We start from the raw sequence: 19,321 nt of genomic DNA, 5'->3' as shown, positions 1-19,321 counted from the left end.
AAGTGATAATAGAAATCATTTGAAATAATATTTCAAATGATTTGAGTATTCAAAGGAGGAAATGATATTATGATGATTAATAAAAGGTTGATAAACCTTTGTAAAGAGTCAAAAAAGTATATAGCTTTAACTATATTAGTAAATTGGATTTCAGTTTTATGTAATATTATTACCATAATATTAATAGGGCAATTTATTAATAAGATTTATATTGGACAAAGATTAAACGTTGATGGTAATAATATTTTAGGGGCAATGATGGAATTTAATGTTTGGGGACCAATTTCATTATTAGCTGCAATTGTAATAATAGCAATTTTATTAAGTCTAAGATATTCTTGTAATATTTTATATGCTAAATTTTCAAATGCTGCATCAGCAAATGCTAGAGTAACGTTAAGAGAACTTATTTATAAAAAATTATTAAAACTAGGAACAGGTTATACTTCAGTTGAAAGTACATCGGCAGTAGTTCAAGTATCTGTTGAAGGAATTGAGCAACTTGAAATATATTTTGGAAAATACTTATCTCAATTTTTCTACGCTCTTTTAGTTCCTGTAACATTATTTGTATTTATGAGTTTTATATCATTTAAAGCAGCACTAGTATTTATACTTTGTGTACCACTTATTCCTGTATCGATTATTGCAATAATGAAAATTGCTAAGAGAATATTAAAAGATTATTGGAAGTCTTATTCAGATTTAGGTGGAACATTCTTAGAAAATCTTCAAGGGTTAACTACGTTAAAAGTATTTAATATTGATGAAGAACGTCATGAAAAAATGAATGTAGAAGCAGAAAAATTTAGAAAAATAACAATGAAAGTTTTAAGTATGCAACTTAATTCTATTACAATAATGGATTTAGTAGCATTTGGTGGAGCTGCTGCAGGAACTATAGTTGCATTAATTCAATTTAAAAATGGACAAATTCCAGTAGGTAGCTTACTTATAATAATTTTACTTTCATCTGAATTCTTTATACCACTTAGATTATTGGGTTCATACTTCCATATAGCTATGAATGGTATGGCAGCAAGTGATAGAATGTTTGGTATTTTAGATGCAGAAGAAAGACAAAAAGATGTTGAAACAAATGAAAATATTAAATTAGATGAAGTTAGAGTTAGTCTAAAAAATGTTGATTTTAGTTATGATGGTGAAAGAGAAGTATTAAAAAATATTAATATGGATATTACACCAGGTGGATTAGTTGCAATAGTAGGTGAAAGTGGTTCTGGTAAGAGTACAATTGCTTCACTTATTTTAAATAATCATAAAGTAACTAAGGGAGAAATTGATATTAATGATACAAATATAGAAAAAATATCATTAGATAATATTTATGGAAATATAGCATTAGTTTCTACTAACAGTTACATTTTTAATGGAACTATTTTAGACAATTTATTAATGGCTAAAAAGGATGCCTCTGAAGAGGAAATTAATAATGCATTAAAGACTGCAAGATTATATGATTTTGTAAAAGGATTAAAAGATGGATTATTAACTGATGTAGGTCAAGCTGGTAGTGCATTATCTGGCGGACAAAAGCAAAGATTAGCACTAGCAAGGGTTATTTTAGCTGATAGACCAATGATTATATTTGATGAAGCAACTTCTAATATAGATGTTGAAAGTGAAGAAAGTATTTGGGAAGCAATTTATGAGCTTTCTAAGGATAAAACTATATTAGTAATTTCGCATAGGTTAGCTAACGTAACAGAAGCTAAAAATATTTATGTTATGAATAAAGGGATTTTAGTTGAAAATGGAACTCATGATGAGTTAATGAAAAATGAATCATGCTACTATGAGATGGTTAATAAACAAAATGAATTAGAAATGATAAGGGAGGTTTGCTAATATGAAAAGAAGATCAGGCTTCCAAATAATGAAGAGATTAATTGTTGAATTAAAACCATTAGCTCCAATTATGGCAATAACTATAAGTATGGGGGTTGTTGGTTTCTTAGCTGCAATAGCAATAGCAAGCTTTGGTGCAATAGCTATAGGGGCTTTTATAGGTGATATTACATTTATAAGCTTTACAGGAGCCATGGTAGTTATGGCTGTAAGTGCAGTTTTAAGAGGATTTTTAAGGTATGGTGAACAGTTATCAGGACATTATATTGCATTTAAAATACTTTATATATTAAGAGATAAAATATTTGCTAAGCTTAGAAAATTAGCACCTGCAAAGTTAGAAGGTCAGGAAAAAGGAAATCTTATATCATTAATTACTTCTGATATAGAGCTTTTAGAAGTTTTCTATGCTCATACTATAGCTCCAATATCAATTGCAATAATAACAAACAGTATCATTTCAATAATACTATATGTTATAAATCCATGGTTTGGAATATTATCAGTTATATTCTTCTTAACTGTTGGATTTGTAATACCATATGCTTCTTCAAGCTTAGGTAAAGAAGCTGGAGTTAGATATAGAAATATGTTTGGTGAATGTAATAATTATATACTTGATTCTTTAAGAGGATTAAAGGAAGTTTTACTATTTAAATCTGGTGATGAAAGATTAAATGAAATTAATTCAAAATCACATAGAATAAATGAAAGCCTTGATAAAATTAAAGAACATGAAGGTATAATAAGAGCCATTACAGATTTAACTATAATGATTGCAATATTAACTTTTGTTGGTGTTGGATTTGCACAATATTCAGTTGGAAATATATCATTTACATGGATGCTTGTTGGAATAGTAATAATAGCATCATCATTTGGTCCGGTAGTTGCATTAAGTAACCTTTCAAATACATTACTTCAAACTTTTGCTTGTGCAGAAAGATTATTTGATTTAATTGATGAGGAACCACATGTAGAAGAAGTAGCAGATGGACATGAAATAAAAGGTGAATCAATAGCGTATGATAATGTAACATTCTCTTATCCTAATAGAAAAGAAAAGATTTTTGATACTGCATCAGTTGATATTAAAAAAGGTGATAAAATTGCACTTATTGGTGAAAGTGGAATAGGTAAGAGTACATTTGTTAAACTTATGATGAGATTCTGGGATGTTAATGACGGAAAAATTAATCTTGATAATAAGAACATTAAAGAGGTTAATACAACATCACTTAGAAATAGTCAAACTTTAGTAAGTCAAGAAACATATTTATTTAATGAATCTATATTAGACAATATAAAGATAGGAAATCCAAAAGCTTCAAAGGAAGAAGTTATAAAGGCAGCTAAAATGGCTTCTATACATGACTTTATTGAAACTTTACCTAAGGGATATGATACAAAAGTTGGGGAACTTGGAGGAAATCTTTCTTCAGGGGAAAAACAAAGAATTGGATTAGCAAGAGCATTTTTAAGTAATGGAGATGTTTTAATACTAGATGAACCTACAAGTAATTTAGATACATTAAATGAAGGTGAAATATTAAAGTCAATAAAAGAAAACTGTGAAGATAAGACAATAGTACTTATTTCACATAGAAAATCAACAACTGCTGTTTGTAATAAGACTTATAAGCTTGAAAATAGCAAGTTAGTAGTAAGCTAATTTAAATGGAAGGCTGTATTGCTATGTAATATGAACATACTTAAGAAATTGGGCAAAGGTTCATTTTAACAAATACAGCCTTTTATTAGAAAGCTATATGATAATGATTATCATTAATAGATTAGGAGAAAATTTATATGGGAAAAATTGATAGGGAAAAAAAGACAATAAAGCTAATGATAGATATATATTGTCAAAAGAAGCATGGGAATAAAAAAGGTGAGCTTTGTGAGGAATGTGCAGAGTTATTAGAGTATGCCCATAAAAGATTAAGTTTTTGTAAGTTTGGAGAAAACAAATCAACTTGCTCAAGATGTCCTATTCATTGCTATAAAAAGGACATGAAGGAAAAAGTTAAAGAAGTAATGAAGTTTTCGGGACCAAGACTTATTATTTATAATCCTCTAGAACTTATTAGACATGCATTAAATAAGTAATGGGTATTATCAAAGTATAAAGATTAGGAAATATAAAATTAATAATTTAAAGGGGAGTAAACATGAATAAGGCAAAGAAGTATTTTTATATAACTTTAGGATTTTTAGCACTTGGAATAGGTCTTATAGGTGTAATATTGCCTATATTACCAACAACACCATTTTTATTAGTAACATCATTTTGTTTTGCAAGGGGATCTGAGAGATTTCATACTTGGTTTACAAATTCTAATATTTATAAGAAGCATCTAGAGAGTTTCGTTAAAGAAAGGGCTATGACACTAAAGCAAAAGGTTGTATTATTAAGCTTTGTCAATTTTATGTTAGCTTTTCCTTTAATTTTAGTGGATGTATTACCTATGAGAATAACTATTATTGTATTAATAATAATTAAATTATATTATTTTACATTTAAGGTTAGGACAATTTCTCCAGAAGAAAAGAAAGATATGGAAGCTTCAAAAGGGGAAATGGCTTAGTAGAATATAAACTTATAAAAGAGAAAGTAGGAAGTTGTAACAATGGAAAGAATATCATCTATGTTTTTTTGCTTATCATTATTAATTTATTATATATTAAAATTATTTAAGGTAAAAAAGAGTATATGCGTAAAAACACATATAGTTTTAGGAAGTATATCAGTTTTGGCTATGATAGCTGAATTTATTTTAAGAATTGGACAAGAAGGATTTATAAAGTATATTGGTTTTGCAGTTATTATGATTGTAATTGGAATAACTGGAGTTATGATGAAAAATAACTATAAATTATATAAGAAAATCCATATTATATTTACTATAGGGTTCTTTGTATATTTACCTATAGCTATTAAATTTCTGTAATTAATAAAAAATAATATTATAAATTATTATAGGCTTTACAAGTAAGTAAAGTCTTTTTTTTGTGTTTGTGATTTATATAATGGAAATTTGGTAATGCTTATTTAATGAGGTGTTGCTCAAATGAATATCAATAAATATAAGGATTTAAGCAATCCGTTAGTATATATTTTTATTACATTTATATTATCGTCTATTTCATATGAAGCATATAGCAAGAATAAGTTGATGGGAGTTTTTTATGTATGTAGTTTTTTTGCCTTTATATTATATTTTAAGGGTATAAAGATAACCATATTAATCTTTCTATTTTTTGTTGTAGCTTTAAATAATAACATATGGTTTTATTCTTATATTCCTAAGGATATAGAGGCTATTAGGATAACTAATATTAGTAATTATTATTATGCTAAAGGAGAAATTAACGGGCGTATAGTAAATTTATATAATATTAATCAAGAAATTAATGTTGGTGATAAATTAATTGCAAGAGGGGAGTTTAGCAAGGATATAAATATTGTAAAAGGAATAGTAGGAGATTATAAAATAGAAGAATATTACATAGAGAAAGATGATATTATTTCTAAGTTTTATAAAAGAAGAGAAGAATTATTTAATAAAATAAGTGAAAAGCTAGGTAGAAGAAAAGCAGCGTTGATTACTTCAGTATCATTTGGATATAAAAGTGAATTAGATGAGGATCATAAGAGTTTAATGAAAAATTTAGGTATATCTCATGCTATTTCAATATCAGGATTACATTTAGCATTAGTATATAGTATTTTAAAAAGAATATTTGGAGTTAAATTAAGTTTGGTTATAGCATTTGCTTATGTGCTATTTACAGGGGCACCAGCTTCGGCTGTAAGAGCTTATATAATGATATTGATATTAAACCTTGGAATGGTTGTTAAACGTAATTATAGCCCTCTAGCAGCCTTGTCGCTTGCAGGTATAATAATTATACTTATAAAGCCATATGATATTTATAATTTAGGATTTATATTATCTTTTTTAGCAACACTAGGAATAATATTATTTAGTAAAAAATTAAATAAAAAGCTTTATAGGCTACCTAATTTATTCAGAAGTACAATTGCAATTTCAATTAGTGCTCAAATACTAACCTTTCCTATAATTTTATTGTATTTTAATGAAATATCCTTAAATTTTATAATTGGTAATATCATAGTTGTTCCATTTATTAATATATTAGTTGTCTTTGGAAATTGTCTTGTATTCTTTGAGTATATTACTATTTTATTTAATTTTAGTTTGTATATTTGTCATTATATAATTAAATACATAGATGTTATTATGTATAAACTTGATAGTTTTTCTTTTGGCTTAGTTTATTTACATTATACTATTGCTTATTTTTATGTAGGGATACTAGTAACATATTATTTTTATAGAAAAGGATTTAAAGTGTTTTTATATTATCCTTTAATTATAGGAATATATACATTTTTATTAATATATAGTCCTTTTCTTAAAATAAAATATTATAATGATGGAGCACTTTTAATAAGTTATAGAGGGGAGCGGGTTTTGATTCAAACCAAGGAAAAGGTTGATGAAGAAAAATTAAAAGCTGTATGTCTTACAAATAGTATATTAAATGACTTAAATAAGATTAAAATAGATAATAAAATAACTTTAACTAAAAAAGGTGAAAATTACATTTTAACTACAGATAAAAATGAATATTTGCTATTTGTGAATTATGAAAAAAATAATAATGATTATGATATAATAGATTTTAGAAAAGGTGATATAAATGAAATAACGTTATTTAATGATGAGGTTATTAACAATTAGTGAGGAGTGGCATTAAACATTGATTAATATAGATGTTCTAGAAGGAGAACTTAAAAAAAATAATATTGAAAATGGATATATATTTTGTGGGTTAGATGAGGAATTAATTAAATCAAGTATTGATCCAATAATTAAGAAGGTTGTTGATAAAGATTTTTTAGATTTAAATTTTATAAAATTAGATGGTTTAACAACTACTTTTGATGAAATAGAAAATGCTTGTGAGACATTGCCTTTCTTTGGAGAAAAAAAGGTTGTATTAGTATATAGAGCTAATTTTCTAAAGGATAAACCGGATAAAGATGGAGCAAAAACATATACAGAACTTTTAAAATACATAAAGGACTTACCAAAGCATACAGTACTAATTATGTATTATTTATTTAATGATAAGAGAGATACTCCTAAAAAAAATAAAAAGCTATCTACTTTAGATAAATATGTTAAAGTTGTTCATTGTGATAAACTAAAAAAAGATAAATATTATAAAAAAGTTGAAGATTTATTTAAAGAAAAGGGAAGAAGCATAGGTAAAATTCAATTAAGATATTTTGCTGATAAGGTTCAAAATAATTTTGATATTATTAAAAGGGAAGTAGATAAATTAGATTGTTATGCAATTGGGAGAGAAATAACTAAGGAAGATATAGATAAATTAATACAAAATAAAAGTGAAGATGATATTTTTGATTTAGTTGAATATATTTCTATAAGAAGAGTTGAAAAGGCAATAGATTTATTAGATGAACTACTATTTAAAGCAGATCAGCATATGCTAATTATTTCATCTATAGGGAATCATTTTAAAAGATTATATGAAATAAAAGTATATTTAGGAAGAGGTAAAAGGTTAGATTTCTTTATGTCTAAATATAGATTACCTCAATTTGTATGTGAAAAATTAATGAATCAAGCATCTAAATTTAGTATAAAACAGTTAAGTGAACTCATTAAAGTATGTGTTAATACTGAAACAAAATTAAAATCATCAACAACAGATAAGCAAATGGAAATGGAACTTATGTTATTTAAAACATTTATGGTCAAATAAAATTTTAAATTTTCATAATAAAAAAAGTGTAAAATAATAGCCGGTGATAACTCACCGGCTTCTTATTTTATTACGCCATAGCGTTTAACTTTGCAGCTAATCTTGATTTCTTTCTAGCAGCCATGTTCTTATGAACAGTACCTTTTTGAGCAGCCATGTCTAAAGACTTAGCAGCTTTAACGAATAAAGCTTTAGCTTCTTCAACGTTATTAGCAGCAACAGCAGCTTCAAACTTCTTTATAGCAGTTTTTAATGCTGATTTAATCATTCTGTTTTGTAAAGTTTTCTTTTCAGTAACTTTAATTCTTTTCTTTGCTGATTTAATGTTTGCCATTCAATTCACCCCCTTGATATTTTATAGGGCCTCTGCAGTTTTTTGGGGAAATCTGCGTACGAGTTCATTTTCAACAAATCATATTATAACACCTAAAGTTTTTAAGTTCAAGTATGAAATTAAAACTTATTTGGGAAAATAAATTTGATGACTAAGAAATTTTAGGAGGAACGTTATGATAAATGTAAGAACAGACCTTGCAATTGAAGCAAAACAGGCATATACAGAAGAAAATAAAAGAGAGCTTGATGGAGTAAAAGTAGATGAAGAAATGGAAGGGGAGGTTAAAATTACTACAGTAACCATAGAAAGTGATGAAGCAGGAAAGGAACTTGGTAAGCCAAAAGGACATTATATTACAATAGATTTCCCAGAATTCACACCATATGATGGCGAATCAATGGATGAATTATCATTAATTGTAGGAAGGGTAATGAAAAAGCTTGTAGATATTTCTGAAGATAAGTTAGCATTAGTGGTTGGACTAGGAAACTGGAATGTTACTCCGGATGCATTAGGACCAAAAGTTGCAGAAAAAATAATGGTAACACGACATTTAAAACAAGTAATGCCAGATGCTATTGATGATTCAGTAAGACCAGTATGCGCTATTGCTCCAGGTGTGCTTGGAATAACAGGAATTGAAACCGGAGAAATAATTAAATCATTAGTAGAAAGAATAAAGCCAGATTTAGTTATATGTGTAGATGCATTAGGTTCAAGAAAACTTGAAAGAGTGAATAGAACAATACAAATAGGAGATACAGGAATATCACCAGGAGCTGGTGTAGGAAATCATAGAATGCAAATTAATGAGCAAAGTTTAGGAGTGAAAGTTTTAGCTGTAGGTGTGCCTACAGTAGTTGATGCTGCAACAATAGCAAATGATACTATGGATTTATTATTAGATGACTTAATAAATAAATCACAAAAAGGAAAAGAGTTTTATAATATGCTAAAAAGTGTAGATAGAAATGAGAAAAATATGCTTATAAGAGAAATATTAAATCCATCATTTGGGGATTTAATGGTTACTCCAAAGGATGTTGATACAGTAATAGAGTCATTAGCTAAAATAATAGCTAATGGAATAAATATCGCAATTCAACCCAATATGGATATGGAAGAGATAAATAAATTCATGAACTAATGAAAAAAAGTGAAAAATACTTTTTTAGTTAGAAGTTATAAGTTAGTAGTTTGCACCTAAACTACTAACTTATAACTATTAACTCTTAACTAATAAAACCAATTTGTTTATAAAATTATTAATAATTATGTAAATCCCACCATATATATAGGGTGAGGAGGGATTTACAATGCAGTGGGTTAATGGTAATAAAAAGGCTAAAAAGAAAAAGCATATTAGTATAGGATATATAATATTGTTAGTTCTTATGATTATATTTGCAATAAGAGCAGTAAAGGTTGTAAATAGTTATAGTGAGCGTGGTGGACTAGCATATGTGCAGTTACTTAATTATTCAATGCCAGTTGTTGAAACACAAATATATGATAGTACAGCATATAGGGAAAATAAAGTAAGTTTAAAAAGAGTTATAGTAGAAGCGTTAGGTCTTAATAATATATCTACATATGGAATAGTTGGAAGTGAAGTTTCATTTTTTAAAGAAATATCTAACCATACTGGTGATTCGGGGGCCAAGGCTAAATCTACTTTTAGTTTCTTTGAACCATATGTGATGAAAGAAGAAAGTATAGCTAGAGTTACTGAAGAGGAGAAAGCTGAATTAGAAAAAACAAGTGAGGCATATAATCCTTCTCTAAAAAAGACATTAGATGCATCAAATGTAGAAATATTAATTTATCATACCCATACGCATGAGGGATATGCTGAAGCAGGATCAGATACAGAACAAGAAGATTTTAGTGTTGTAGGAGTAGGTGATGTATTAGCACAAGAGTTGCAGGAGGGATATGGTATTTCAGTTATTCATGATAAGACTATACATGATACTAGTCCATATGATCAGTCATATTATAGATCAGAACCTACAGTTCAAAGTTATATAAATCAATTTCCTAATTTAAAGTTAATTATAGATTTGCATAGAAATAGTGGACCTAGTAAAGAAGCAACAACAACAGTAATAAATGATCAAAGTTTAGCAAGATTATTATTTGTTACATCAAAAAATTCACCTAATTATTCACAAATGATGGAAGCAGTAAATGGAATGATTTCTATTTCTGAAGAACTTTTCCCAGGATTAATGGGAGAGGGAAAAGATGGTACGGGATTATATGAATATAATCATGGCTCTAACACATTTAATCAAAAATTGAGTCCGGCATGTATATTAACAGAATTTGGAACTGATCTTAATACTGCACAAGAAGCTAAATTGAGTGCAAAATATCTAGCTAGAGTTATTGCAGAGTATTTAAATAAATAGTAAATAGTTGAATAAAAAAAATAAAATTGAGCATCCTTATAGCTAAGTACTAGGGGGTGCTTTTTATGTTTAAATTGATAAAAAAATATTTTGTACCATTAGTAGCGGTTATTTTATTGATAATAGGATTTGTTAAAATAAATATTGTAAATACTGAATCATTATCACCATTAGGAACTACTGATGATAACTTTAAAGTTGTTAGTACGGAATTTGGTGAAGACTTTCAAGAGTTTATAATGGATAAGAGTCCTGTGAAAATTTATGTTGGTGAAAAAAATGATGGCCTTGCTACAGTTAAGGTGTATGATAAGTCAATTAATTTAACTAATAATAATTTTCTTATTAATTCAATAAAGACTTTAGGAAGTTATATTAGTAATACTTGTTCAAGTTTAAAGGATAAAATAATTAAAATTACAAAAACTAAAAATGAAAATATAAAAAATGAAGATAATAATAAGAGCGAATTTGATAAAAGTGTAGATGAATTTATAAAAAATAATAGTAATTAGTGTGTAGTAATGAAGGATAATATCATTTCAATGCTATTATCCTTGACACTTACTCTATACTCTATGTTATAATTTAGCTTGATTTAACAATATGGGGGTGAAGAAGCTGCTAATTTTATAGCAGTTAAGATATATGCAAAGTAATAGACAATCAAAGATTAGAAACTTTTCAATAGTAGCACATATAGACCACGGTAAGTCAACCCTAGCGGATAGATTATTAGAAATTACAGGGACTCTTACTCAAAGAGAAATGGAAGAACAAGTTCTTGATAATATGGAAATCGAAAAGGAAAGGGGTATTACAATTAAGTCTCAAGCAGCAAGACTTATTTATAGACGTGCTGATGGCGAAGAATATATATTAAACTTAATTGATACACCAGGACACGTAGACTTTACATATGAGGTTTCAAGAAGTTTAGCTGCTTGTGAAGGTGCAGTGTTAGTAGTAGATGCAACACAAGGAATTCAAGCACAAACATTAGCAAACTGCTATTTAGCATTAGATAATGATTTAGAAATTGCACCAGTAATAAATAAGGTTGACTTAGCATCAGCTAGACCTGATGAAGTTAAGCAAGAAATTGAAGATGTTATAGGGATAGAAGCAGAAGATGCACCTATGATATCAGCAAAAACTGGATTAAATGTTGAGCAAGTTTTAGAAACAATAGTAGAAAAGGTACCAGCACCTTCAGGAGATGAAGAAGCTCCATTAAAAGCATTAATATTTGACTCTTATTATGATAGCTATAAAGGTGTAGTTTGTTATGTAAGAATTAAAGATGGTGTTGTAAAACCAGGAACAAAAATAAAGCTTATGGCAACTAATAAGATTTATGATGTAACTGAAGTAGGAGTATTTACTCCAAAGTTCTTACCAATTAGTGAACTTAGAGCTGGAGATGTTGGATATATAACAGCATCTATTAAAAATGTTGCTGATGCTAGAGTTGGTGATACTATAACTGAGGCAGATAGACCTACAGCAGAGCCATTGCCAGGATATAAAAAGGCTATACCTATGGTTTACTCAGGTATTTATCCAGTTGATGGTGCTAAATATGATGAGTTAAAAGAAGCATTAGAAAAATTACAAATTAATGATGCAGCTTTAGATTTTGAACCAGAAACATCTATAGCTTTAGGATTTGGTTTTAGATGTGGATTCTTAGGATTACTTCATATGGAAATAATTCAAGAAAGAATTGAAAGAGAGTTTAATTTAGATATTATAACAACAGCTCCTTCCGTTGTTTATAAGGTAACTAAAACAGATGGAGAAGTTTTAGACTTAACTAATCCAACAAACTTACCAGAACCAACAGAAATTGATTATATGGAAGAGCCAGTTGTTAAAGCATCTATTATTTCACCAACTGATTACGTTGGAGCAATAATGGATTTATGTCAAGAGAGAAGAGGAACGTTCATAGATATGGAATATCTAGAAACTACAAGAGTTTGTATTAACTATGATATGCCATTAAATGAAATAGTATATGATTTCTTTGATACATTAAAATCAAGAACAAGAGGTTATGCTTCATTTGACTACGAATTCAAAGGATATACAAAAACAGAGCTTGTTAAGCTTGATATATTATTAAATGGAGATATAGTTGATGCTTTATCAATGATAGTTCCAAAAGAAAGAGCTTATCATAAAGGAAGAGGAATTGCAGAAAAACTTAAGGAAATTATTCCAAGACAAATGTTTGAGGTTCCAATTCAAGCAGCAGTAGGATCTAAAGTAATAGCTAGAGAAACAGTTAAAGCTATGAGAAAAGACGTACTTGCTAAATGTTATGGTGGAGATATTTCAAGAAAGAAGAAGCTTCTTGAAAAGCAAAAAGAAGGTAAGAAGAGAATGAGACAAGTGGGATCTGTAGAAGTACCACAAGAAGCATTCATGGCTGTTCTTAAAGTAGATTAATAAAGGAAAAGACATTGCAGTTGCAATGTCTTTTTTGTTAAATAATAAGTATGAGTTAATAATCAGGAAGTAAGAATTTTTGAAAAAATAAGATTAGTATAAAATAATAAATATATTTTAGAAACTTTATAATGAGTTTTAAATATAACTTGCTACTTGTCACTTGAAATTAAATAACTTGGAGGATGAAATAATGAAAGAAATTAGTTTATATGTACATATACCATTTTGTAAGCAAAGGTGTTTTTATTGTGATTTCCCTACATTTGCAGGAAAAGAACAATATAGAGAGGAGTATGTAAATGCATTAATTAAGGAAATAGATGAAAAATGCTCGGATTATGTAATTAAAACTATTTTTATTGGCGGAGGAACACCATCTCATTTAGAAACTGAAGAATTAAAGAAATTATTAAAAGCTATAAATAAATTAAAATTTAAGGATAATATTGAGTATTCAATGGAATGCAATCCAGGAACATTATCAAAAGAAAAATTGTTGGTAATGAAAGAAAACGGAGTAAATAGAATAAGTTTTGGATTACAATCATGTAATGATAAATTACTTAAACAAATTGGTCGTATTCATACATTTAGTGAATTTTTAGAAAACTATAATCTTGCTAGAGAAATTGGATTTAATAATATTAATGTGGATTTAATGTATGGATTGCCAAATTTAACGATAGAATTATGGAAAGATACATTAAATCAAATATGTAAGTTAAAGCCAGAACATATTTCAGCGTATAGTTTAATAATAGAAGAGGGAACAGCTTTTTATAAAATGTATGAAAATAATAAGTTGAATCTTCCAGCAGAAGATGAAGAAAGAATTATGGATAAATTAACTAAGAATATATTAAAAGAAAATGGATACCATCAATATGAAATTTCTAATTATGCATTAAATGGAATGGAATGTGAACATAATAAGGTTTATTGGTCTTTAGAAGATTATATTGGAGTTGGATGTGCAAGTAGTTCATATATAAATGGAATAAGAAAAGTAAATGAAAGTAGTATTAGTAAGTATATAAAAAAAATAAAGCAAAATGAGAATGTTGTTGTAGAAGAACATATTAATTCTATAGAAGATGAAATTGAGGAATTTATTTTCATGGGATTAAGAATGTTAAAAGGTATAGATTTAGTAAAGTTTAAGAAAAAATTTGGTGCAAATATTGGGAGTATATATAGCAAAGCCATTGAGAAGAATATAAAAGATGGTTTATTAATTTTAAATAATAATAATATGTTTTTAACTACAAAAGGAATAGAAGTATCTAATTATGTAATGTCTGACTTTATATTAGATAAGTAAAAAATAAAACACTAAGAAAAGAGGAGTATTATAGAGATGGAAAGAGATATTCAAGAAAAAACTAAATTATATAAAAAAATAGTTGAAAATTTGAAGAAATATGAAATTGACAAAAAAAACAAATAAGAATATATTGATAATGTAGTCATTAGCACTCGAGTTAAATGAGTGCTAACAATAGGGGTGATGAAATGGCTATTGATGAAAGAAAAATTAAAATACTTCAAGCCATTATTAATGACTATATAGTAACAGGAGAACCTGTTGGATCAAGAACAATAGCTAAGAAGTATGATTTAGGTGTAGGATCTGCAACCATCAGAAATGAAATGGCGGATTTAGAAGAAATGGGTTATTTAGAGCAACCTCATACATCAGCAGGAAGAATACCTTCTAGTAAGGGATATAGGTTATATGTTGATAAGTTAATGGAAACACCAAAGCTTAGTAAAGATGAAGAGCTTAGAATTAAAGAATATTTAATTAATTCAGCTATGCATGAAGTTGATACAATATTAAAAGAAGCTTGTGTTTTATTATCAGAGTTAACAAATTTAACTTGTATAGTTCAAACACCTTCTATGAAGAGAAGTTATATAAGATCACTACAATTAATAAGAATAGATGATTCTAATTTAATTGCTGTAATAGTAACTGATAGTGGTGTTATTAAAAATCATAGAATTAAAGTAAATAATGTACCAAGTAATGAAGAACTTATTAGAATAAATGAGGTATTAAATTCAAAGCTTAAGAATTTGACAATAGAAGCTATAAATTTAGAAGTCATTAATGAACTTAAGAATGAACTAGTAGGATTCGATGATTTATTTAATGCAATGCTTCCAGCTTTATATGATAGTTTAAATAATAATTCAAAGTCAGATTTGGTAGTTGAGGGAACAACCAACCTTTTCAATTATCCAGAGTATAATGATATTGAAAAGGCAAAGGAAGTACTTCAATTAATAAGTAATAAGGATTGTGTTATAGAACTATTAGAGAATAGTGGAGATATATCAATAAAAATTGGTGATGAAAATTATATTCCGGAAGCTAAGGAGTGTTCAGTAATTACAGCAGAATATTCTTTAGGAGGAAGACCTATTGGAAGTATTGGGCTGATTGGTCCACAAAGAATAAATTATTCAAAGGTAGTTACTATAATGGCTCAAGTTATAAAAGAGTTAAACAAAAGTCTTAAAGACCAAGAGTATTGATTAAAATGAGAAGAGGTGTAAAGATGGAAGAAAATAAAGATATAAAAGATGAAGATATAATCGTTGAAAATGAACCAGTTATAGAAGATACAGATAATGTAGATAAAGCTGAAGCTGCAGAAGCTGAGGAAATCGTAGAAGAATATAGTGAAAATGATGATTTATCTTTAATAAGAAAAATGAAAGATGAAAATAAAAAACTTTCTAATGAAGTAGAAGCTTTAAAAGAAAGGTTACTTAGATTAACTGCTGAGTATGACAATTATAGAAAAAGAACGGCTAAGGAAAAGGAAGGAATATATACAGATGCTTGTACAGATGTATTAAAGGAAATGCTTCCTGTAGCTGATAATTTAGAAAGAGCTTTAGCAGTAGATGGAAATGTAGAAGATCTTAAAAAAGGCGTTGAGATGACAATAAAAGGATTCTTAAACTCTTTAGAAAAATTAGGTGTTGAAGAAATTGATACAACTAATGGTTTTGATCCAAATTTACATCAAGCAATTTCAGTTGTTGAAGATGCAAATTTATCAAGTAATGATGTAGCTCAAGTATATCAAAAAGGATATAAGAGAGGCGATAAAGTAATCAGATATTCAATGGTTACTGTAGCAAAATAGTAATTAAGTAAATTTACAATATAGATATGTAAAATTCAAGGAGGAAATATATTATGGGAAAAATAATAGGTATTGATTTAGGTACAACAAATTCATGTGTAGCTGTTATGGAAGGTGGAGAACCAGTAGTTATCACTAACTCAGAAGGTGCTAGAACTACTCCATCAGTAGTTTCATTCCAAGCTAATGGTGAAAGATTAGTAGGACAAATTGCTAAAAGACAAGCAATTACAAACCCAGAACACACAATAATTTCAATAAAGAGAGAAATGGGAACAGATCATAAAACTAAAATTGATGATAAAACTTACTCACCACAAGAAATATCAGCAATGATACTTCAAAAGATTAAAGCTGATGCAGAAGCATACTTAGGTGAAACTGTATCTCAAGCTGTTATCACAGTTCCAGCTTACTTTAATGATGCTGAAAGACAAGCGACTAAAGATGCTGGTAGAATAGCAGGATTAGAAGTATTAAGAATAATAAACGAACCAACAGCTGCTTCATTAGCTTACGGATTAGATAAGACTGATCACAGCGAAAAGATATTTGTTTATGACTTAGGTGGAGGTACATTCGACGTATCTATCCTTGAATTAGGTGATGGGGTATTCGAAGTATTATCTACAAATGGAGATACTCACCTAGGTGGAGATGACTTTGACCAAAAGATTATTGATTATATAGCAAATGATTTTAAATCACAATATGGAATTGACTTAAGAAATGATAAGAGTGCAGTTCAAAGATTAAAAGAAGCTGCAGAAAAGGCTAAGATTGAATTATCTTCATCAATGCAAACAAATATCAACTTACCATTCATTACTGCTGATGCTACAGGTCCAAAGCATATTGATATGAACTTAACTAGAGCTAAATTCAATGAATTAACTCATGATTTAGTTCAAAGATCAATTGAACCAATGAAGAAAGCATTATCAGATGCAGGTTTAACAATTGGTCAAATTGATAAAGTAATCTTAGTTGGTGGATCAACAAGAATACCAGCTGTTCAAGAAGCTGTTAAGAACTTTACAGGAAAAGAACCTTCAAAGGGAGTTAACCCAGATGAATGTGTAGCTATGGGTGCTGCAATTCAAGCAGGTGTATTAACTGGTGAAGTTAAAGATGTATTATTATTAGATGTTACTCCATTAACATTAGGTATTGAAACTTTAGGAGGAGTTGCAACTCCATTAATTGAAAGAAATACAACTATACCAGCTAAGAAGAGTCAAATATTCTCAACAGCTGCAGATGGTCAAACATCAGTTGAAATTCACGTTGTTCAAGGTGAAAGACAAATGGCAACTGACAACAAGACTTTAGGAAGATTTACTTTATCAGGAATAGCTCCAGCTCCAAGAGGAATTCCTCAAATCGAAGTTACATTTGATATAGATGCTAATGGTATTGTTAAAGTATCTGCTATGGATAAGGGAACTGGTAAGGAAGCAAATATTACAATTACTGCATCAACTAACCTTTCAGATGAAGAAGTAGAAAAGGCAGTAAAAGAAGCAGAAAGATTTGCTGAAGAAGATAAGAAGAGAAAAGAATCAATCGAAACTAAGAACAATGCAGACCAATTAGTTTATCAAACTGAAAAGCAATTAGAAGAACTTGGTGACAAGATTTCTGCTGATGATAAGGCTAAAATTACAGCTAAATTAGATGCATTAAAAGCTGTTAAAGATGGAGAAGATTTAGAAGCTATTAAGAAAGCTACTGAAGAATTAACTCAAGAGTTCTATGCTATATCATCTAAGATGTATGCAGATGCACAAGGTGCAGCAGGAGCTCAAGGTGCAGGATTTGATCCAAACAACATGGGTGGAGCAAATGCTAACCAAGGTCCAGCTCATGATGACAATGTTGTAGATGCTGATTTCGAAGTTAAAGATGAAAAATAATAAATAATAAATAATTAGATAGGGAAGACAATAGTCGTCTTCCCTTTTTAAAAGTTAAAGTGTTTACGAAAAAAGTTTTAAGTGATAATATAGACTAATGTAAATATAAATAAGGTGGTGACGTTATAGATGGCAAATAAAGACTATTATGCTGTGCTTGGACTTGAAAAAGGTGCAAGTGATGATGAGATAAAAAAAGCCTTTAGAAAGCTAGCTATTAAATATCATCCTGATAAGAATCAAGGGAATAAGGAAGCAGAAGAAAAATTTAAAGATATAAATGAAGCATATCAAGTGCTTTCTGATCCAGAAAAGAAAGCAAGATATGATCAATATGGTACTGCAGACTTTGATGGAAGTGGATTTGGTTCAGGTGGTTTTGGTGGATTTGACTTCTCTGATATGGGAGGTTTTGGAGATATATTTGAAAGTTTCTTTGGTGGAGGCGGTGGCTCTTCAAGAAGAAGAAATGGACCTATGAAAGGTGCTGATATAGAATATACTTTAAATCTAACATTTGAAGAAGCTATCTTTGGAGTTGAAAAAGAAATTACAATTAACAGAAATGAAAATTGTGAATCTTGTAGAGGAACAGGTGCTCAACCTGGAACTTCGCCAAAGACATGTCCAACTTGTAATGGAAGCGGTCAAGTAAGGATGCAAAGACAAAGTCCTCTTGGAAGCTTTGTAACAACTTCTACATGTGATAGATGTGGTGGTAAAGGAACAATTGTTGAAACACCATGTTCAAGCTGTAGCGGAAGAGGAAAAGTTAGAAAGACTAGAAAAATAAAGATTAATGTTCCTGCAGGTGTAGATACTGGTAATGTTATGCCACTTAGAGGACAAGGGGAACATGGTTCTAATGATGGACCTCCAGGAGATTTATATATTAGAATAAATGTGGCTAAATCGAAACAATTTGATAGAAGAGGAAATGACATATATATTGAAACTCATATATCAATGGGTAGAGCTACATTAGGTGTAGAAATTACTGTTCCTACGGTTGATGGAGAAGTTAAATATACTATTCCAGCAGGTACTCAATCAGGAACAATGTTTAGATTAAAAGGAAAAGGAGTTCCTAAGGTTCATTCATCAGTAAGAGGAGATCAATATGTTAAAGTAGTTGTTGATATTCCTAAGAACTTAAATTCAAAGCAAAAAGAAGCTTTAGAAGCATTCATGGAAGCTTGTGGAGAAAGTATAGATGGAGAAATAGTGCATAAAAAAGGCCTAAAGGATCTATTTAATAAGAAATAAAAAAGGGGCTGTATCAAAATAAATTTTGATATTAGCCGATAAAAAAAGGAGGGTTCGAATTCGAATCCTCCTTTTTGCATA

General features: G+C 28.7%; 17 protein-coding genes. 16 read left to right on the top strand and 1 reads right to left on the bottom strand.

The features are described 5' to 3' along the window. Positions 1 to 69: 69 nt before the first annotated feature. The 7 genes from HCG70_RS13700 (at position 70) to holA (ending at position 7,689) form a co-directional block, all read left to right on the top strand. Complete coding sequence (locus tag HCG70_RS13700; protein ID WP_042396446.1) at positions 70 to 1,869, top strand: ABC transporter ATP-binding protein/permease; 1,800 nt, start codon at positions 70 to 72, stop codon at positions 1,867 to 1,869. A 1-nt stretch (position 1,870) separates the two neighbouring features. After that, positions 1,871 to 3,541: an amino acid ABC transporter ATP-binding/permease protein gene (locus HCG70_RS13695; protein ID WP_154820581.1), complete on the top strand. Its 1,671-nt coding sequence runs from the start codon at positions 1,871 to 1,873 to the stop codon at positions 3,539 to 3,541. Between the two features lie 137 nt (positions 3,542 to 3,678). After that, entirely contained in the window at positions 3,679 to 3,978 is a 300-nt protein-coding gene (locus tag HCG70_RS13690) for a nitrous oxide-stimulated promoter family protein (protein WP_042396442.1), read from the top strand. Between the two features lie 62 nt (positions 3,979 to 4,040). Further along, positions 4,041 to 4,457 (top strand): YbaN family protein, encoded by a 417-nt coding sequence (locus HCG70_RS13685; RefSeq protein WP_042396439.1) that lies wholly within the window; start codon positions 4,041 to 4,043, stop codon positions 4,455 to 4,457. A gap of 42 nt (positions 4,458 to 4,499) precedes the next feature. Next, on the top strand, positions 4,500 to 4,820 hold the full coding sequence (locus tag HCG70_RS13680) for a hypothetical protein (RefSeq protein WP_042396437.1): 321 nt from the start codon (positions 4,500 to 4,502) through the stop codon (positions 4,818 to 4,820). Positions 4,821 to 4,940: 120 nt separating this feature from the next. Further along, positions 4,941 to 6,638, top strand: a complete 1,698-nt coding sequence (locus tag HCG70_RS13675) for a ComEC/Rec2 family competence protein (RefSeq protein ID WP_221697881.1) — start codon at positions 4,941 to 4,943, stop codon at positions 6,636 to 6,638. Positions 6,639 to 6,657: 19 nt separating this feature from the next. After that, positions 6,658 to 7,689 (top strand): DNA polymerase III subunit delta, encoded by a 1,032-nt coding sequence (holA, locus tag HCG70_RS13670; protein ID WP_042396433.1) that lies wholly within the window; start codon positions 6,658 to 6,660, stop codon positions 7,687 to 7,689. A 70-nt stretch (positions 7,690 to 7,759) separates the two neighbouring features. On the opposite strand, the gene rpsT is transcribed toward holA, so the two are convergent. Then, positions 7,760 to 8,023 carry a 30S ribosomal protein S20 gene (gene rpsT / locus HCG70_RS13665; protein WP_042396431.1) on the bottom strand — a complete coding sequence of 88 codons (264 nt, stop codon included), beginning with the start codon at positions 8,021 to 8,023 and terminating at the stop codon, positions 7,760 to 7,762. A 175-nt stretch (positions 8,024 to 8,198) separates the two neighbouring features. On the opposite strand from rpsT, the gene gpr reads away from it, so the two are divergent. From gpr to dnaJ, 9 genes are all read left to right on the top strand, one after another. Then, positions 8,199 to 9,173 carry a GPR endopeptidase gene (gene gpr, locus HCG70_RS13660; RefSeq protein ID WP_195953085.1) on the top strand — a complete coding sequence of 325 codons (975 nt, stop codon included), beginning with the start codon at positions 8,199 to 8,201 and terminating at the stop codon, positions 9,171 to 9,173. Between the two features lie 169 nt (positions 9,174 to 9,342). Continuing rightward, complete coding sequence (locus HCG70_RS13655) at positions 9,343 to 10,440, top strand: stage II sporulation protein P (protein WP_221697880.1); 1,098 nt, start codon at positions 9,343 to 9,345, stop codon at positions 10,438 to 10,440. 65 nt (positions 10,441 to 10,505) lie between these two features. After that, on the top strand, positions 10,506 to 10,955 hold the full coding sequence (locus HCG70_RS13650) for a hypothetical protein (RefSeq protein WP_042396425.1): 450 nt from the start codon (positions 10,506 to 10,508) through the stop codon (positions 10,953 to 10,955). 133 nt (positions 10,956 to 11,088) lie between these two features. After that, positions 11,089 to 12,894 (top strand): translation elongation factor 4, encoded by a 1,806-nt coding sequence (lepA, locus tag HCG70_RS13645; RefSeq protein ID WP_042396423.1) that lies wholly within the window; start codon positions 11,089 to 11,091, stop codon positions 12,892 to 12,894. Positions 12,895 to 13,087: 193 nt separating this feature from the next. After that, a complete protein-coding gene (gene hemW / locus HCG70_RS13640; RefSeq protein ID WP_042396418.1) occupies positions 13,088 to 14,218 on the top strand; it encodes a radical SAM family heme chaperone HemW in 1,131 nt (376 codons plus the stop codon). A gap of 191 nt (positions 14,219 to 14,409) precedes the next feature. Continuing rightward, positions 14,410 to 15,438 (top strand): heat-inducible transcriptional repressor HrcA, encoded by a 1,029-nt coding sequence (gene hrcA, locus HCG70_RS13635; RefSeq protein WP_042396416.1) that lies wholly within the window; start codon positions 14,410 to 14,412, stop codon positions 15,436 to 15,438. Positions 15,439 to 15,461: 23 nt separating this feature from the next. Next, complete coding sequence (grpE, locus tag HCG70_RS13630; RefSeq protein ID WP_042396414.1) at positions 15,462 to 16,058, top strand: nucleotide exchange factor GrpE; 597 nt, start codon at positions 15,462 to 15,464, stop codon at positions 16,056 to 16,058. Positions 16,059 to 16,111: 53 nt separating this feature from the next. Beyond that, positions 16,112 to 17,974 (top strand): molecular chaperone DnaK, encoded by a 1,863-nt coding sequence (gene dnaK, locus HCG70_RS13625; RefSeq protein ID WP_042396412.1) that lies wholly within the window; start codon positions 16,112 to 16,114, stop codon positions 17,972 to 17,974. Positions 17,975 to 18,103: 129 nt separating this feature from the next. Next, positions 18,104 to 19,240 (top strand): molecular chaperone DnaJ, encoded by a 1,137-nt coding sequence (gene dnaJ / locus HCG70_RS13620; protein ID WP_055275807.1) that lies wholly within the window; start codon positions 18,104 to 18,106, stop codon positions 19,238 to 19,240. The last annotated feature ends 81 nt before the right edge of the window (positions 19,241 to 19,321 follow it).

Origin of the sequence: Clostridium sp. K04 (genome assembly GCF_019734375.1) — a bacterium.
Lineage (GTDB): Bacteria > Bacillota > Clostridia > Clostridiales > Clostridiaceae > Clostridium > Clostridium saudiense.
This window is presented reverse-complemented; position numbering and strand designations above follow the sequence as displayed.

Coding starts and splice junctions, on each gene's coding strand:
- grpE (WP_042396414.1), top strand. CDS start 15,462: ATGGAAGAAAATAAAGATATAAAAGATGAAGATATAATCGTTGAAAAT.
- HCG70_RS13680 (WP_042396437.1), top strand. CDS start 4,500: ATGGAAAGAATATCATCTATGTTTTTTTGCTTATCATTATTAATTTAT.
- HCG70_RS13685 (WP_042396439.1), top strand. CDS start 4,041: ATGAATAAGGCAAAGAAGTATTTTTATATAACTTTAGGATTTTTAGCA.
- gpr (WP_195953085.1), top strand. CDS start 8,199: ATGATAAATGTAAGAACAGACCTTGCAATTGAAGCAAAACAGGCATAT.
- HCG70_RS13655 (WP_221697880.1), top strand. CDS start 9,343: ATGCAGTGGGTTAATGGTAATAAAAAGGCTAAAAAGAAAAAGCATATT.
- hrcA (WP_042396416.1), top strand. CDS start 14,410: ATGGCTATTGATGAAAGAAAAATTAAAATACTTCAAGCCATTATTAAT.
- lepA (WP_042396423.1), top strand. CDS start 11,089: ATGCAAAGTAATAGACAATCAAAGATTAGAAACTTTTCAATAGTAGCA.
- dnaJ (WP_055275807.1), top strand. CDS start 18,104: ATGGCAAATAAAGACTATTATGCTGTGCTTGGACTTGAAAAAGGTGCA.
- HCG70_RS13675 (WP_221697881.1), top strand. CDS start 4,941: ATGAATATCAATAAATATAAGGATTTAAGCAATCCGTTAGTATATATT.
- HCG70_RS13695 (WP_154820581.1), top strand. CDS start 1,871: ATGAAAAGAAGATCAGGCTTCCAAATAATGAAGAGATTAATTGTTGAA.
- HCG70_RS13700 (WP_042396446.1), top strand. CDS start 70: ATGATGATTAATAAAAGGTTGATAAACCTTTGTAAAGAGTCAAAAAAG.
- rpsT (WP_042396431.1), bottom strand. CDS start 8,023: ATGGCAAACATTAAATCAGCAAAGAAAAGAATTAAAGTTACTGAAAAG.
- dnaK (WP_042396412.1), top strand. CDS start 16,112: ATGGGAAAAATAATAGGTATTGATTTAGGTACAACAAATTCATGTGTA.
- HCG70_RS13650 (WP_042396425.1), top strand. CDS start 10,506: ATGTTTAAATTGATAAAAAAATATTTTGTACCATTAGTAGCGGTTATT.
- hemW (WP_042396418.1), top strand. CDS start 13,088: ATGAAAGAAATTAGTTTATATGTACATATACCATTTTGTAAGCAAAGG.
- HCG70_RS13690 (WP_042396442.1), top strand. CDS start 3,679: ATGGGAAAAATTGATAGGGAAAAAAAGACAATAAAGCTAATGATAGAT.